At 67.1% G+C, this 13,640-nt stretch carries 9 protein-coding genes; all 9 read right to left on the reverse strand.

All coding sequences use genetic code 11. The annotated features are described in order from the left end of the window. Positions 1-80 precede the first annotated feature (80 nt). The 9 genes from AC07PE_RS15900 to AC07PE_RS15940 all read right to left on the reverse strand — a co-directional run bounded on the left by AC07PE_RS15900 (position 81) and on the right by AC07PE_RS15940 (position 13,593). Positions 81-1,841: a M14 family metallopeptidase gene (locus tag AC07PE_RS15900; RefSeq protein WP_498766123.1), complete on the reverse strand. Its 1,761-nt coding sequence runs from the start codon at positions 1,839-1,841 to the stop codon at positions 81-83. Between the two features lie 100 nt (positions 1,842-1,941). Continuing rightward, positions 1,942-3,519, reverse strand: coding sequence for a S41 family peptidase (locus AC07PE_RS15905; RefSeq protein ID WP_498766125.1), 1,578 nt, complete (start codon positions 3,517-3,519; stop codon positions 1,942-1,944). Between the two features lie 78 nt (positions 3,520-3,597). Further along, positions 3,598-4,587, reverse strand: a complete 990-nt coding sequence (locus tag AC07PE_RS15910; protein WP_498766127.1) for a questin oxidase family protein — start codon at positions 4,585-4,587, stop codon at positions 3,598-3,600. A gap of 5 nt (positions 4,588-4,592) precedes the next feature. After that, complete coding sequence (locus tag AC07PE_RS15915) at positions 4,593-6,008, reverse strand: GH1 family beta-glucosidase (protein ID WP_498766129.1); 1,416 nt, start codon at positions 6,006-6,008, stop codon at positions 4,593-4,595. Then, complete coding sequence (locus tag AC07PE_RS15920) at positions 6,005-9,163, reverse strand: discoidin domain-containing protein (RefSeq protein ID WP_498766131.1); 3,159 nt, start codon at positions 9,161-9,163, stop codon at positions 6,005-6,007. Before AC07PE_RS15920 ends, AC07PE_RS15915 begins: the two co-directional genes overlap by 4 nt. Further along, the gene (locus AC07PE_RS15925) at positions 9,160-9,993 is read right to left on the reverse strand and encodes a carbohydrate ABC transporter permease (RefSeq protein ID WP_498766133.1); all 834 of its coding nucleotides are present in this window, start codon (positions 9,991-9,993) and stop codon (positions 9,160-9,162) included. Before AC07PE_RS15925 ends, AC07PE_RS15920 begins: the two co-directional genes overlap by 4 nt. Further along, entirely contained in the window at positions 9,990-10,868 is an 879-nt protein-coding gene (locus AC07PE_RS15930; protein WP_498766135.1) for a carbohydrate ABC transporter permease, read from the reverse strand. Before AC07PE_RS15930 ends, AC07PE_RS15925 begins: the two co-directional genes overlap by 4 nt. Next, entirely contained in the window at positions 10,865-12,154 is a 1,290-nt protein-coding gene (locus AC07PE_RS15935) for a sugar ABC transporter substrate-binding protein (protein ID WP_498766137.1), read from the reverse strand. Before AC07PE_RS15935 ends, AC07PE_RS15930 begins: the two co-directional genes overlap by 4 nt. Next, positions 12,151-13,593, reverse strand: coding sequence for a glucoamylase family protein (locus tag AC07PE_RS15940; protein ID WP_498766139.1), 1,443 nt, complete (start codon positions 13,591-13,593; stop codon positions 12,151-12,153). Before AC07PE_RS15940 ends, AC07PE_RS15935 begins: the two co-directional genes overlap by 4 nt. Positions 13,594-13,640: the final 47 nt, after the last annotated feature.

Below are 13,640 nucleotides of genomic sequence, written 5' to 3' on the forward strand. Positions count from 1 at the left end.
AGGATCAGAGCGGCCCTGCGGTCAGCCGTTGCAGGGAAATCGACGGCCTTTGCGCGAGATCAGCAGATGAGCTGAAAGACTTACAGCGCGGCGTCGGTGCGCATCACCGGGTACAGGTTCAGGCGCTCATCCCAGGACGCATGGCGGCGGGCAAAGAATTCCAGGCGCGCATGCGGATTCTTTGCGAAGGCGGCGTCGGTGTCGACGCGGCGGCGGAATTCCGCGGCCAGCGCCGGATCCTTGGCCATCTGCTCGCGCGCGACGTCCTCGGCCACGTACTCTTCCATGTATTCCTTGCGCTCGAAGGCATTATTGAACTCGCCCCAGGCCAGCAGCGAATCCGGCGCCTGCGGTTCGAACATCGCCATCACCAGGCGCGCCTTGGGCTGGGCGATCGGCACGAACAGCGCGCCCTTGCCCAGCGTACGGGGTTCCTGCTTCCAGGCGCCCTCGACCTTCAGGCGCTGGTGCGATTCGAAGGATGCCGGGGCAAACGCCGCCTTGTCGGCGCGGAAGGTTTCGACCTGCGCATCCGGCACCGCCTTGTCCAGCTTGCGGTAAGCGATGCCATGCTGGACCAGCTTGGCGGCGACCATCTGCGCGAACGCGGCCGGCACCACGTAGCCGGCGCCCGGCGCCTTCACGCGCAGGTCTTCGACGATCTCGTCGCGCAGCGGCACGTGCCAGACCTGGGGTTTGGTTTCGTCGTAGCGCGTCATCATCATGCCGGAGACCTCGGACAGGCTGCGGGTATAGGCATAGCCCTTGAAGTCGACCATCGTCGTCTTGTCGGTGGTTTTATAGGTCAGCGCCACAGTCTGGCCGGCGATACGGGCAGCGCGGGCGTCGGCTGCGGCGGCAGCCTGCTGCCATTCCTTGCCGTGGACGGCCACCTGATTCAGCACCGAGACGATGGCATTGTGGGTGATGCGCACACGGGTCGGATAATCCTTCCACGAATGGGTCTCGACCAGCATGGCCATGCGGTTGCGCAGCTGGAAGTAGCCGGTCGAGAAGCGCGGGTCGGACACGCTGTCGACGAAACCGGATTGCGGGTCGTCCGTTTCCTTGAAGGACATGTAATAGGACTGAGGCGACGAGCCTTCCTTGGTGATGTCCTGGATCACATTGCTGCGCAGCGCCAGGCCGGCCTTGCGGAATTCCGGGTCGCCCGAGTTGACCGGCTCGACCTGGATCGAGACGTCGTGCTGGAACATGGCGCCGTCGGTCACGTGCAGGTCGACATAGGTCAGCGGATCCCAGGCGTTCACCAGGGCCAGCATGGCCTGCATCTCGGGTGCGTCGGCCTTCACGTAGTCGCGGTTCAGGTTAAAATTCTGGGCGGTGGTGCGCCAGCCCATCTCGACCGGGCCGCGCTGGTTCGGGCGGTTCCATTTCGCAAAGCGCTCGTGGCCATCGACGTTAAAGACCGGCACGAAGATCAGCACCTGCTTGTCGAGGGCGCCTTTGGCGATGCGGCCTTCCAGCATCTCGCGCAGGGCCAGGAAGCCGGCGTCCTTGCCGTCGATCTCGCCGGCGTGGATGCCGCCCTGGATCAGGGTCACCGGCAGCTTCCGTTTATTGGCGGCGGCGGGCGTGAAGGCGCCGGTGCGGGTCACGGCCAGCGCCATCATCGGCCGGCCTTCCGGCGTGGTGCCGAACTGGAAGCATTTGACCTGTTGCGGATACGCCTGCTGGAAGGCGCTGCAGAGCTGGATGACTTCGTCGTAGCGGCCGGTGGCCGTGAAACCCGAACGCTCGGACACGGTCACCAGGTCGGGCGCGGCGTGCGCGAGGGGAACGGCGGCCAGCATGGCCAGCAGTAACGCAGAACGAATCATCTATAAGCTCCAGCAGAGTGGGGAAAATGTTGTCTGGAAATTATAGACGCTAAAACGTCATTCCCGCGCAGGCGGGAATGACGATCTCACTACTGTCGGTCTATCGCCGCTTCCGCAGCACCGCAATCTCCTTCGCCTCCGGCCGCACCAGCTGCATCTGCACCGCGCTCGCGCGCGCCGTGCCGGATGACGGGCAGGCGTTGGTGGCGCGGTAGCTCAGCGCCGCGGCCAGCAGGTTCTCGGCCGGGTCGCCGAGGGCGTGGTTCAGGTCGTCGGCCACGGTGCAGGTCGGCGCGAAGCCGTCCGCGAAATCGCCGAAGCCTTTCGCGTTCACGCCCTGGAACTCGATCGAGAAATAGGTCGTGCCGCAGTTGTCGACCGGGGTGAAGCCGTAGGGCTTGCCGCAGGTCTGGCCGCCGATGATGTTCACTTCGACGTCGACACCGCGCAGGCCGTTGATCACGGCTTCGCTGGCCGAGCAGGTGCCGGGGGTGGTCAGCACCGTCACCCGCTTCAGGCCCAGGTAGGGCAGCGCCATGCCGGAGGTGGCCGGGTTCGGCGAGGTGAAGCCGTAGGCCGTGCTGAGGAACGGAATCGGCGCGTCCGGCGCCGTCTTGTTGTTGTAGTTCAGGCGCTCGAAGGTCTTGCCGGCCGCGCTGGGGCCCGCGACCATGTAGGCCAGTTCGCTGGCGATGTACAGCAGGCCGCCGCCGTTGTAGCGCATGTCCAGCACCAGGTCGTTCACGCCCTGGCTCTTGAACAGGCTGAAGGCGTCGATCAGCTGCTTCTCGGCCACTGCGTTGTGGTCGTCGAAGGTGAGGTAGCCGACCTTGCCGGTCGGGGTGTCGATCACCTTGGTGTTTTTTACGGAAGCGGCGGCCACCACTTGCGAGACCAGGCTGACGTCGAAGCGGTTGCCGGCGCGCTGGATGGTCAGGCGGTGCGACTCGCCCGCATTGTCGGGGAACAGGCCGGCGTTGATCGCGTTGACGCCGCTGGTGCCCGTGGTATTGATGAAGTCGACGCCGTCGACGGCCACCAGCATGTCGCCACGCTGGATGCCCGCGCTTGCTGCCGGCGAACCCGGTTCGACGATGGAGGCCAGCCAGGTGCGCGGCGCGGTGGCGCTGTTGCGCGACCAGGTCAGGCCGTAGCCGACTTCCTCGCCGGCCGTGGTCAGCGCGTCCCACTCGGCCGTCGTGTAGGTGAAGTGGAAACGGTCCTTCGGCTTGCCGGCCGCGGTCAGCGCAGGCGTCTTCAGTGCGGCAAAATAATCCAGCGTGTTCGTAAAGTCGGCCATGTGCACCGTGGACGGGATCTCGTCGTACCACAGGTAAAAACGGTCGGCCCAGCCGCGCAGGAATTTCATCTCGTCCTGCAGCGTGCCCTGGCGGTCCGGGAAGGCGAAGCCCTGCGCATCCACACCGGTGCGCGGCTTGGCGCACAGGTTCGCGTAGCTCTGGTAGTTGGCCGGGATCGGATCTGCTGCGGTGACCGGCGGCGTTGGCGTCGTCGGCGTCGTCGGGTCGGATGGGACGGTCGGGGGCGTGGTCGGCGTGACGGCAACCGGAGGGCTGGCTACGGATGCACCGCCGCCTCCACCGCCACCGCAGGCGGACAACAGGACAAGAGCCGCGAGAGCCGTCGCAGCAAGCCGGGGCGCATAAAACGAGGTCATGCGTCCGATTATAGACGCGCCCGCCTCGCGAAATGCAAGCAACTGTAACAGTTGGCCGAACGCGACAGGCGGTATGTTCTATAAATCAAGTTCCAGCTTGCGGCTGGCCACACGCAGGTAGCCGGGGTCGCCGTATTCCCGGTATTCGCACAGAGCGGAATGGCAGAGTTTTATGACGTGGTCGTCGCTGGACAGGACCGCGCGCGCCGCAATGTCCCGCTCGTCGAGCTCGCGCCCGCCCTGCTCCGGCGCCTGCTGCCGGCCCGGCGGCGTCAGGACGACGGTGAGCCAGGCCGCCAGCGCCGCCTGCCACAGGTAGCGCCGGGCCAGCGCCTTGTCGTTGGCGTAGGGCTGCACGATGCGGAAGGCATGGCAGCCGGTGACGATGTGCAGCAGGGTAAAGTCTTCGCGCTCGGTATAGGCCTGCAGGGCGAAGCGCGCGATGTCGGCCAGCTGCGGCGCCGCAGCCGGCTGCACCGCCGTTCCCGCCAGCGCCGGATCCCAGGCGATCTCGCTCATCCTGTCGATGATGATGCCCGGCTTGAACACGTGATCCGCCACCTTCGCGCGCAGGCGTCCGGCGATCTCCTCCAGCGTGCCTTCGCCCGGTTCCAGCGGCAGCGGCAGCGCCGCGTACTCGCTGGCCCAGTATGCGAGCGACAGCGCGATCTCGTCCTCCAGCCCGCCCTCGATGGCATAGGCCAGGCGGATCATGGCGTGGAAGGCGGACGCCGCCAGCCCCGGCATCAGGACCGGCACCCAGTCGTGTAAGACGGCGTCGACGCCGGCCTCGCGGATGCGGTCGCGGAAGAAGGCGACGAAGCGCGGATAGTCGCCGCTGCTGCCCAGGTAGTCGTGCGGATCGAGCTCGCTGCTAGAGACCGCGGCGGGCAGGAGCTTGTGCGCATAGCCGTCGGCGAAGCGGCGCATCACCTCGGCATCGGCGCCGAGGCGGTCGAGCGCCAGCAGCGCCATCGGCAGGTGATTGGCCAGGCGGTTGCCGTACAGCGGTCCGTGGCTGAGTGACTGCTGCAGCAGCGCACGGCATGCGTCGGACATCGTGCTCATGACGCTTATTTATACGCCTCTTCGGTCCACATTGCAGGTCCGTTCCACACCACCGGGCGCGGCGGCACGCCCTCCAGCACCTTGCCATTGCTGGCGATGATCTCGCGGTAAAAATAGGCGCTGTCCTTCAGGGTGCGCTCCTGGGTCGCGAAATTCACGTGCACCAGGCCGAAGCGCTTCGAGAAGCCGTGCGCCCACTCCAGGTTGTCCAGCAGCGACCAAGCGCAATAGCCGCGCATGTCGACCCCGGCTTCGATGGCGTCGTGGATCGCGCGCAGGTGCTTCTGGTAGTAATCCACGCGCAGCGGATCGTCGATGCGCCCGCCCTCGGCCACCGGCGGATCGAAGAAGGCGGCGCCGTTCTCGGTAATGTAGAGCGGCGGGTTGCCGTAGCGTTTGGCGACCCAGGTCAGGGTGTCGGTCAGGCCGCGCGCGAACACTTCCCAGCCGGTTTCGGTATAGGTGGCGGAGGCCTGGCGCACCGGGGTCGCGCGCACCGGATAGCCCTGCGCATCGTCCCTGCTGACGCTGCGGGTGTAGTAGTTGACGCCGACGAAGTCGATAGGCTGCTTGATCAGCTCGAAATCCTCGGCCGGCCACTCGGGCCAGGCCTCGCCATACACGTCCTTGATCTTCTCGGGATAGCGGCCCAGGAACACCGGGTCGAGATATTGCGCGTTCATGTAGGCGTGGCCGCGCGCCGCGGCGTCGATGTCGGCCGGGCTGTTCGTGGCCGGGTACTTCGGCTCGATGTTCACGACGATGCCGATGTCGTGCTTGCCACCCATCTCGCGGTAGGCCTTGACGGCGGCGCCGTGCGCGCGCAGCAGGTTGTGCGAGGCGATCGGCGCTTCGAAACGGTTGCGGTGGCCCGGGGCCAGGGTGCCGTGCAGGTAGCCGCCGTCCGACACCACCCACGGCTCGTTCAGCGTCGCCCATGAGGTCACACGGTCGTCCAGCTTGCCGAACATGACGCGCGCGTAGTCGGCGAACCAGTCGGCGATGTCGCGGTTCAGCCAGCCGCCCTGGTTGTCCAGCGCTTCCGGCAGGTCCCAGTGGAACAGGGTCACCATGGGCTTGATGCCGTTCGCCAGCAGGCGGTCGACCAGGCGGTCGTAGAAATCCAGGCCGGCCTGGTTGACGGCGCCGCGGCCCTGCGGCAGCACGCGGCCCCAGTTGATGCTGAAGCGATAGGCCTGCAGGCCGATGCTCTTCATCAGCTCGACGTCCTGCTCCCAGCGGCGGTAGTGGTCGCAGGCGATGTCGCCGGTGTCGCCGTCGCGGATGTTGCCGGGGGTGTGGACGAAGCGCTGCCAGATGCTGGGGCCGGCGCCATCGGCCAGCGGCGAGCCTTCGATCTGGTAGGCCGAGGTCGATGCGCCCCACAGGAAGTTGTCGGGGAAGCGGATGGTCTGGGTCATGGTGTTGTATTAGTCGGTTGGTTGTTCGGTTCGATCGCCGTTTCTATCCTGATCCGCGCCGGCAGCGTGCGCACGCGCAGCTCTTTGTTTTTCCAGCGCGCCGGCTTGCCGTTGACGGTGGTGCGGCCGCGGTCCCAGCCGGCGCCCGGTTCGCGCAGCACGATGCCGCCCGGCGGCAGGCGCGAGCCGGCTTCGAGTTCGAGGGTGACGGTGGCGCCGGCCTGCTTCATCGCATAGCTGAGCGGGCCGTAGGGCGTGCGCAGCCTGTGCACGGCGATACCCTCGCCGGCCAGCCAGGTCAGCGGGATGCCGTCGGCGATCACCAGCGCGCGGTCCGTGTCGCGCTCCCAGGCGAACAGGTCGAGCGCCGAGCGGATGTAGTCGGACGAGATCCAGCCGTGCGGCATGTCGCCGACGAAGCGCGGCTCGCGCGGCAGGCGCCCGACCACTTCGGCCCACTGGTTCCAGGCCTCGGGACGGCGGTCGTGCATGAAGAAGTCGAGCAGTTCATGCGCGCGGCCGCGCCAGCCCAGGCGCACGAAGGCGGCCACGTTGCGCAGCTCGTAGGGTGTGTAATCCTTCCAGTCCTTGCCGCCGTCGCGGCGCTCCACAAATTCGCGCCAGTAGCGCTCGAAAGTGCCGTGCAGCAGATCCTGCGGCAGGCGCTGCTGCAGCCGTCCCGGCGACAGGGCGATGGTGGTCGAGGTGGCGTCGAAGTCGCCGAGATCGGTGGCGCCTGCCAGGTAATCGATGCGGTGGACCCTGGCGGTGCCGCGCAACGAGGCCAGCAGCTCGCGCTCGAATTCGTCGCCCTGTGCCTTCAGCTTGTTCTCGTCACTGCGCTGGCCGAGGGCGCCGGCCAGCATGGCGGCGTCGCGGTAGCCGCGCAGGCCCCAGAAATCGTCCCAGTAGGAGTGCATGGGCTTGGCCGAGTAGCCCTCGTGGCTGATCGAGGGCGGCAGCAGGCCAAACAGGTGTTTTCGCTCGGGCGTCCGATTCACCGGGCCACGCTCGGACTGGCGCTGCTGCTCCATGTACTTTGCCGCCCCTGCCACGTGCGGCCACAGTTTCTGCAGCAGCGCGCGGTCATGGGTGTAGCGCCACAGCTCGGCGGCGAGGAAGATGAATTCGCCCTGGCTGTCGTTCTCGGGCACCGGGTCGGCGCCGCGGCGGTCGACGCAGCAGGGGATCTTCCCGTTCGCGAACTGGTAAGGCGCGAACCAGCGCGCGTAATCTTTCGCCACCTGGTCGTTGCCCAGCCTGAGCATCCCTTCGGACATCATCGCGCCGTCGCGGATCCACGAGCGCGCATACGAGCGCGTGCCCGGTTGCAGGGCCGGACCGGCACGCGTCATCAGCATGTGCGCCAGCGAGGAGCGCAAGGTGTCGACCAGGCGCTGGCCCTGCGGCGGCACCTGCAGGCTCACTTCGTTCAGGCGCTTGCGCCAGATGGCGGCGGTTTCGTCCTGCGCGGCCTGCACCCAGCCCGTGGCCAAAGGCAGGGCGGGCGCCGCGCCGGTCAGCGGCGTGAGCAGGGCCACTTCCGCGCTCGCATGCGGCGCCAGGGTCACATCGTAGGCCAGCGCGCCGGACGCGAAGCCGAAGCTGTCCTCGACCTTGCGCTGGGCGCTCCAGCCCTCGCCCGCCAGGCGGGCAGGAATCGCATCCGCGTCGAAGGAGGACACGCCCGCAGCATCCGGCGTATCCAATGCGTACACGCGTGGCTTGCCGTCGACCTCGAAGTGGCCGTCGCGCCAGGCGATCGCACCGATGCGGCTGACGCCCGGCGGCGTATTCAGGAACTGCATGGGCGGATTGACCTGGAAGGGCCGCAGGGCCAGCACCAGGCGCAGCGTCTTCGTCTCATTGCTGTCGTTGCGCAGCTGGTAGCGCGACACCAGCTGCGCCTGGTCCGGCGTGCCGTGCGCGAAGGCAGTGGTGCGCAGCTGCCAGCCCTCCGCCTGCCAGCTCACGCTGGGGATGGGCAGATAGCCATCCTGCAGCGATTGGCTGACTTTGACGTCGGCCCAGCTGCGCAGCCTGCCCTGCTCCAGCACGAAGGGTTCGACCGTAAAACCGGCGCGCGCCACTTCCAGCGCGCCGTCCTCGGACAGCAAACCCGTTTCCTTGCCGCCGTCGACGCCCAGCACGGTCCAGTAACTCTGCTCGCCCGACATGCCGCGCGGGTAGTGGCCGCGCGGCGCGTCCTTGGCCAGGGCCTGGAAGAAGGCGTTGTCGGTGGCGCCGAAGTCCAGCGGTTTTATCTCGACCAGGTCGAGCATGTAGCGCTTGCCGGGACCGTCGTGCATGGCGATGCGCAGGTAGCGCGTCTCGCTCTCGGTCAGCAGGATAGGATCGCGGCCGCCGTCGCCGTCGTCTACCTTCCGCAGCGTGCGCCAGCTGTTGCCGTCGTCGGAGAACTGGATCTCGTAGCGGCTCGCGTGCGCGCCCGGCGCCCAGTGCAGCACCAGGCCGCCGAATTCGCGCGCGCGGCCGAAGTCGATATCCAGATGCTGTTCGTCGCCGCCTGCGCTGGACCAGGCACTGCCGCCATCGAGCAGGCCCGGCGCCGGCTGGCCGGACGATGCGGACAGACGCGGTTCGGGCAGCGCCCCGGCCGGCGGCAGCTGGCGGATGACCAGGTCGTCGATCTCGATGCGGCCACGGCCGCCGTCGCGGCCGGTGCTGACCACGAATTCCAGGTGCTCGGTGTGGCGGAGAAGCTGGTCCTTGGCCGGCCCCCAGGCAAAGGCGATATGGCGCTTCTTGAAGGTGTAGCGCCGCCATTCCTTCGTCACCGCAAAATTCGGCCGGCTGACCCACCAGACGTTTTCGCCGCTTCCGTCGACCAGCTTCAGTTCGAAGTTGTTCACGGGCGCATCGGCGCGCATCCAGAAAGAGATCTCGTAATCGCCCTCGAAATCCAGCGGCAGCGCGCGGCGCGCGGCCACGTAGCCGGCGCTGGCGCCGAGGTCGAAGTCCATGCGCAGGGCCTGGCCGGCGTGGCCGGGAGCCTGGGTCAGCGTGCCCTTCACGCCGTCCGACACCACGGTCTTCCAGCCGGCGATGCGCTCGAAATCGTCGAGCGTCCGTTCCTGGGCCGAGGCCCCGGCCACCACCAACAGCGCCGCACAGGCGTTCAAGCGCCGCTTCATCCCTTCACGCTTCCCATCGTCAGCCCCTGCAGGTAATAGCGCTGCAGGCCGAGGAAGATCAGCAGCACCGGCACGATGGTCAGCACCGAGCCGGCCATCATCATTTCGTTGTCCTGTACGTGTTCGCTCGACAGCGAGGCGATCGCCACCGGCAGCGTGTACAAGTCCTTGTCGGTCATGACGATCAGCGGCCACATGAAGTCGTTCCAGCTGCCCAGGAAGCTGAACAGTGCCAACGTCACCAGGATCGGCCCGAGCAGCGGCAGCACGATGGAGCGGAAGATGCGCAGCTCGCCGGCACCGTCCAGCCGCGCCGCTTCGAGCAGGGCGTCGGGAATGGTCAGCGCGTACTGGCGCACCAGGAAGATGCCGAAGATGCTGGCCGCCGACGGGATCAGGACGCCGACGAAACTGTTCACGAGCCCCATCTGCTTGAGCATCAGGAACAGCGGCAGCATCGCTACCTGGCCCGGGATCACGAGCGCGCCGAGCAGCATGCGGAACAGTTTTTCGCGTCCGCGAAAATGCAGCTTGGCGAAGGCATAGCCGGCGCCGACGTTGAAAGCCAGCGACAGCAGCGTCGCGCCGGTCGCCAGCAGCAGGCTGTTGAGGAAGTAGCGGCCGATGCCGGCGTCCGCGAACAGGGTGACGTAGTTGGCCAGGGTCGGCTTGCGGGGCAGCAGCGGCGGCGGGAAGTGGCTGGCTTCGCCCGGCGCCATGAAGGACACCGCCAGCATCCACAGCAGCGGGAACACCGCGGCGATCCCGCCCAGCACCAGCACGGCGTTGATGGCGCCGCGTGCGGACCATGTGTTGGAACGCAGGCTCATTCTTCCAGTCCCCTTCCGGCAAAGCGCAGCTGCAGCAAGGTCACGCCGAACATCAAGACGAACAGCACGAAGGCCACCGCGGTCGCGCTGCCCAGGTTCCACCATTTGAAACCCTGCTCGTACATGAAGTACAGCACGCTGACCGTGCTTTGCAGCGGCCCGCCCTGGGTCATCACATAGGGTTCGGCGAACAGCTGGAAATAGCCGGTCATGGTCAGGAGGCTCACCATGAACATGGTCGGCGCCAGCGCCGGCAGCGTGATATGGCGCAGCATCGCCAGGCGCCGCGCGCCGTCCAGCTCGGCCGCCTCGTACAGGTCGTTCGGGATGCACTGCAGGCCGGCCAGGAAGATGATCATGTTGTAGCCGAAGTTCTTCCAGACGGCGAACAGGATAATCGCCGGCATCGCGAGATGCGGGTCGCCCAGCCAGTCGAGCGGCTGCAGGCCGATGCTGTCGAGCAGGTAGTTGATGACGCCGTAGCGCGTGTGGTACAGGTAGCGCCAGATCACGGCCACCGCCACCATCGAGGTCACCACCGGGGCGAAGAACACGGTGCGGAACAGGGGCTTGAACCAGGCCAGCTTCGAATTGATCAGCAGCGCCGCGCCCAGCGAGGCGGCGATCGACAGCGGCACACCCACCACCACGAACAGGAGGGTGTTGGCCAGCGCCTTCCAGAACAGCGGGGTGCGCAGCAGCTGCAGGTAGTTATCGAGGCCGATAAAGCGCAGGTTCTTCAGGCTGGCCAGCGCGTACAGGTCGAAGTCCGTCAGGCTCAGCGCCAGCGCGGCGCAGACCGGCAGGAAGAAGAACAACAGGATCATGGCCAGTGCGGGGCCGGCCAGCAGCCAGGCGGCGCGCGAGGTCTTCATCGTTCGCCTCCGTGCGCCAGCATCCAGCGGCGCTTTTCGAGGATGCGGTCGGCGCGCGCATCGAGTTCGGCCGCGGCCTGGTCGACCGTCAGCTGGCCGGCCACCGCGGCCTCGGTCACCAGGCGCATCTCGGTGACGATGCGTTCCCACTCCGGCACCTTGGGCGGCGACTTGGCGCGCTCGAGCTGGTCGCGGAAGGCCGCCGCATACGGATCGTGGGCCAGGCGATCGTCGGCCCAGGCGCTGCGGCGCGGCGGCAGATTGCCGGTCATCGCATAAAAGCGCAGCTGCACCGCCGGCTGCGACAGGTATTCGATCACCTGCCAGGCTTCTTCCTTGTGCTTCGAACGCTCGAACACCACCAGGCTGGCGCCGCCGGCATTCGATGCGCCCGGGCCGTTCGGGCCCGGCAGCGGCGCCGTCATCCAGGTGTCCTGCAGGTTCGCCGGCAGGCGGCGCTTGAATTCGCCGATGTTCCAGGGGCCGCTGATGTGGAAGGAAAAATAGCCCTTGCCGAATTCGTCCCAGACGTTCGAGATCTGGGTATTGGTTGCGCGCGGCGCCCAGCCCTGGCGGAACATATCGACATAGAACTGCAGCGTACGGCGGAAGGCCGGGCTGCGGAAATTGCCGTAGCGGTCGCCGTCGCGCAGCAGCGGCGTGTCCTGCTGCAGCGCCAGCACCAGCAGCTGTTCGAATTCGTTCAGCGGCAGCAGCACGCCATAGGTGTCCGGGCTGCGGCGCTTGAGGGCAGCCATGGTCCGGGTCCACTCCTGCCAGTCGCGCGGGGCGTGGTCGAAGCCGGCTTTGGCCAGCAGGTCGCGGCGGTAGAAGATCACGCGGGTATCGACGTACCAGGGAATGCCATACACGTTCTCGCCGATCCGGTTCGAGGCCCAGATGCCGTCGAAGTAGTCAAGCGCCGGCACCATCCCGGAGCGCGCGGCGCGATCCTGCAACGGCGCCAGCGCGCCGAGCGCGGCGAACTGCGCGATCCAGGTATTCCCGAGCTGGCACAGGTCCGGCGTGACGTCGCCGGCAAAGGATGTCAGCAGCTTTTCCTGGGCCGCCGTCCACGGCAGCTGCTGCACGTCCACGCGGATGCCTGGGTGGCTGCGCTCGAAGTCGGCCAGCAGTTCGCGCACCACCTCGCCCTCGCGGCCCATGGCCCAGAAACGGAGTGTAACCACTCCTTTTTCGGAGGGCGCACAGGCGGCCAGCAGGATCGCCAGCAGTGCTGCGCCCAACAGCGCCAGCCATCCGCGCAAGGCCATGGCACGCTTCACTTGCCCTGCTTCCCTTCCAGCCAGCCGCCGCTGAAGCCCGCTTTCAGCAGGCCAGCGCGGATATAGGGATTGGTGCGCATCACGCGCCACACGCTGTCGTCGCGGTAGTTGGCGATCATGCCGAGGATCGGGCCCTGGTCGATGCCGAGGTAGTCGGTGTCGACCCAGCCGAAGCCCGGCACCCGGCGCCCGTGCTTGATCTTGACGTCGAAGTCGAAGCTCAGGTTGAAAGCGTCCAGGAAGCCATATTGTCCGTAGATCTCCTTGCCGTACTGGCTGCGCATATGGGCGATGGCGGGAATCGCGATCTCCGGCGCGAAGGCGATCGAGGCCGCGGCCCCGGTCGGCGCCATGGTGCAGTCATCGTAATGGCCCATGCCGCGCCCGGCGTAGCTGATGAACTTGCGTTGTTTACCGTGATCGTCGATGACCACGTCTTCCGGGCCGTCGCTGGCGGTCACGCCCCACATGGTCGCGCCGTAGCCTTTGCAGGCTTCCGGATTGGCGACAGCATAGGCCTGCTGCGCATAGCTGGCGCGGCGGCTGTTCTCGAAATAATCGATGCCGCGCCGGCGCATGTAGGCGTCCTGGATGCCGCGGAAATCGATCCACAGGTGCGAGTACTGGTGGCCGAAGTGCGGCGCGAAGGCCAGGTGTTCCTGGCCGTAGACGGTGCCCCAGCTGCGGTCGTAGGTGCTGGTCCAGTCGCCCCAGCTCGATGCCGGCAGCGGGTGGCTGGGCGAGCCGAGGGCCAGCACATACACCAGCATGGCCTCGTTGTAGCCCTTCCAGTCGTAGCCGCTCATGCCGGTCTTCGGGTCCCAGGCCAGCGCCACCGCGTTCGGCCGGCTGGATGCCGCCCAGGCCCAGTCGACGCGACGATAGATTTCGTCGGCCAGGCGGCGGATCTCGGCTTCCTTCGCATCGTTGCCGGTGAAATAGGACTGCGCATGCAGCACGCCGCCCAGCAGCAGCGCGGTATCGACCGTCGACAGTTCGCAGTTCGAGCTGCGCGCGCCGGTCTTCATGTCGAGGAAGTGGTAGAAGAAGCCCTTATGGCCGGTCATGCCCTGCTCGGCCGGGCCCTGCGGCGCGTTGCGGAAGAAGCGCAGCGTGGTCAGGGTGCGCTCGGCCGCCTGGGCGCGCGTGATGTAGCCGCGGTCGACGCCGATCGTGTACGCCGTCAGGCCGAAGCCCACCGCGGCGATGCTGCCGAAGGACGGCGTCGGCCAGCGGTCCGGCACGATGCCGTTGGCCGGATTGGCGGTGTCCCAGAAAAAGCGGAAGGTGCGCTCGGACAGGTCGTCGAGCAGGGCGGCATTCGCCGCATACAAGGCCGGCACTTGCGGCGCCGGCGCCGCGGCCTGTGCGGTGGCGCTGCCGGCAGCCAGCGCGCCGGCCGCAAGCAAGGGCGCCAGCCTGGTGAAACGATGAAGCATGTCTGAATCCTCGGCAGAAGAGACAAAAATCGGCAGGCGGCCGCACG

It is taken from the genome of Telluria sp. GW821-FHT07G12, from assembly GCF_059418525.1.

Excerpts from the sequence above, each read along its gene's own strand:
- AC07PE_RS15920 (WP_498766131.1), bottom strand. The coding sequence starts at position 9,163 with ATGAAGCGGCGCTTGAACGCCTGTGCGGCGCTGTTGGTGGTGGCCGGG.
- AC07PE_RS15930 (WP_498766135.1), bottom strand. The coding sequence starts at position 10,868 with ATGAAGACCTCGCGCGCCGCCTGGCTGCTGGCCGGCCCCGCACTGGCC.
- AC07PE_RS15925 (WP_498766133.1), bottom strand. The coding sequence starts at position 9,993 with ATGAGCCTGCGTTCCAACACATGGTCCGCACGCGGCGCCATCAACGCC.
- AC07PE_RS15900 (WP_498766123.1), bottom strand. The coding sequence starts at position 1,841 with ATGATTCGTTCTGCGTTACTGCTGGCCATGCTGGCCGCCGTTCCCCTC.
- AC07PE_RS15940 (WP_498766139.1), bottom strand. The coding sequence starts at position 13,593 with ATGCTTCATCGTTTCACCAGGCTGGCGCCCTTGCTTGCGGCCGGCGCG.
- AC07PE_RS15915 (WP_498766129.1), bottom strand. The coding sequence starts at position 6,008 with ATGACCCAGACCATCCGCTTCCCCGACAACTTCCTGTGGGGCGCATCG.
- AC07PE_RS15910 (WP_498766127.1), bottom strand. The coding sequence starts at position 4,587 with ATGAGCACGATGTCCGACGCATGCCGTGCGCTGCTGCAGCAGTCACTC.
- AC07PE_RS15905 (WP_498766125.1), bottom strand. The coding sequence starts at position 3,519 with ATGACCTCGTTTTATGCGCCCCGGCTTGCTGCGACGGCTCTCGCGGCT.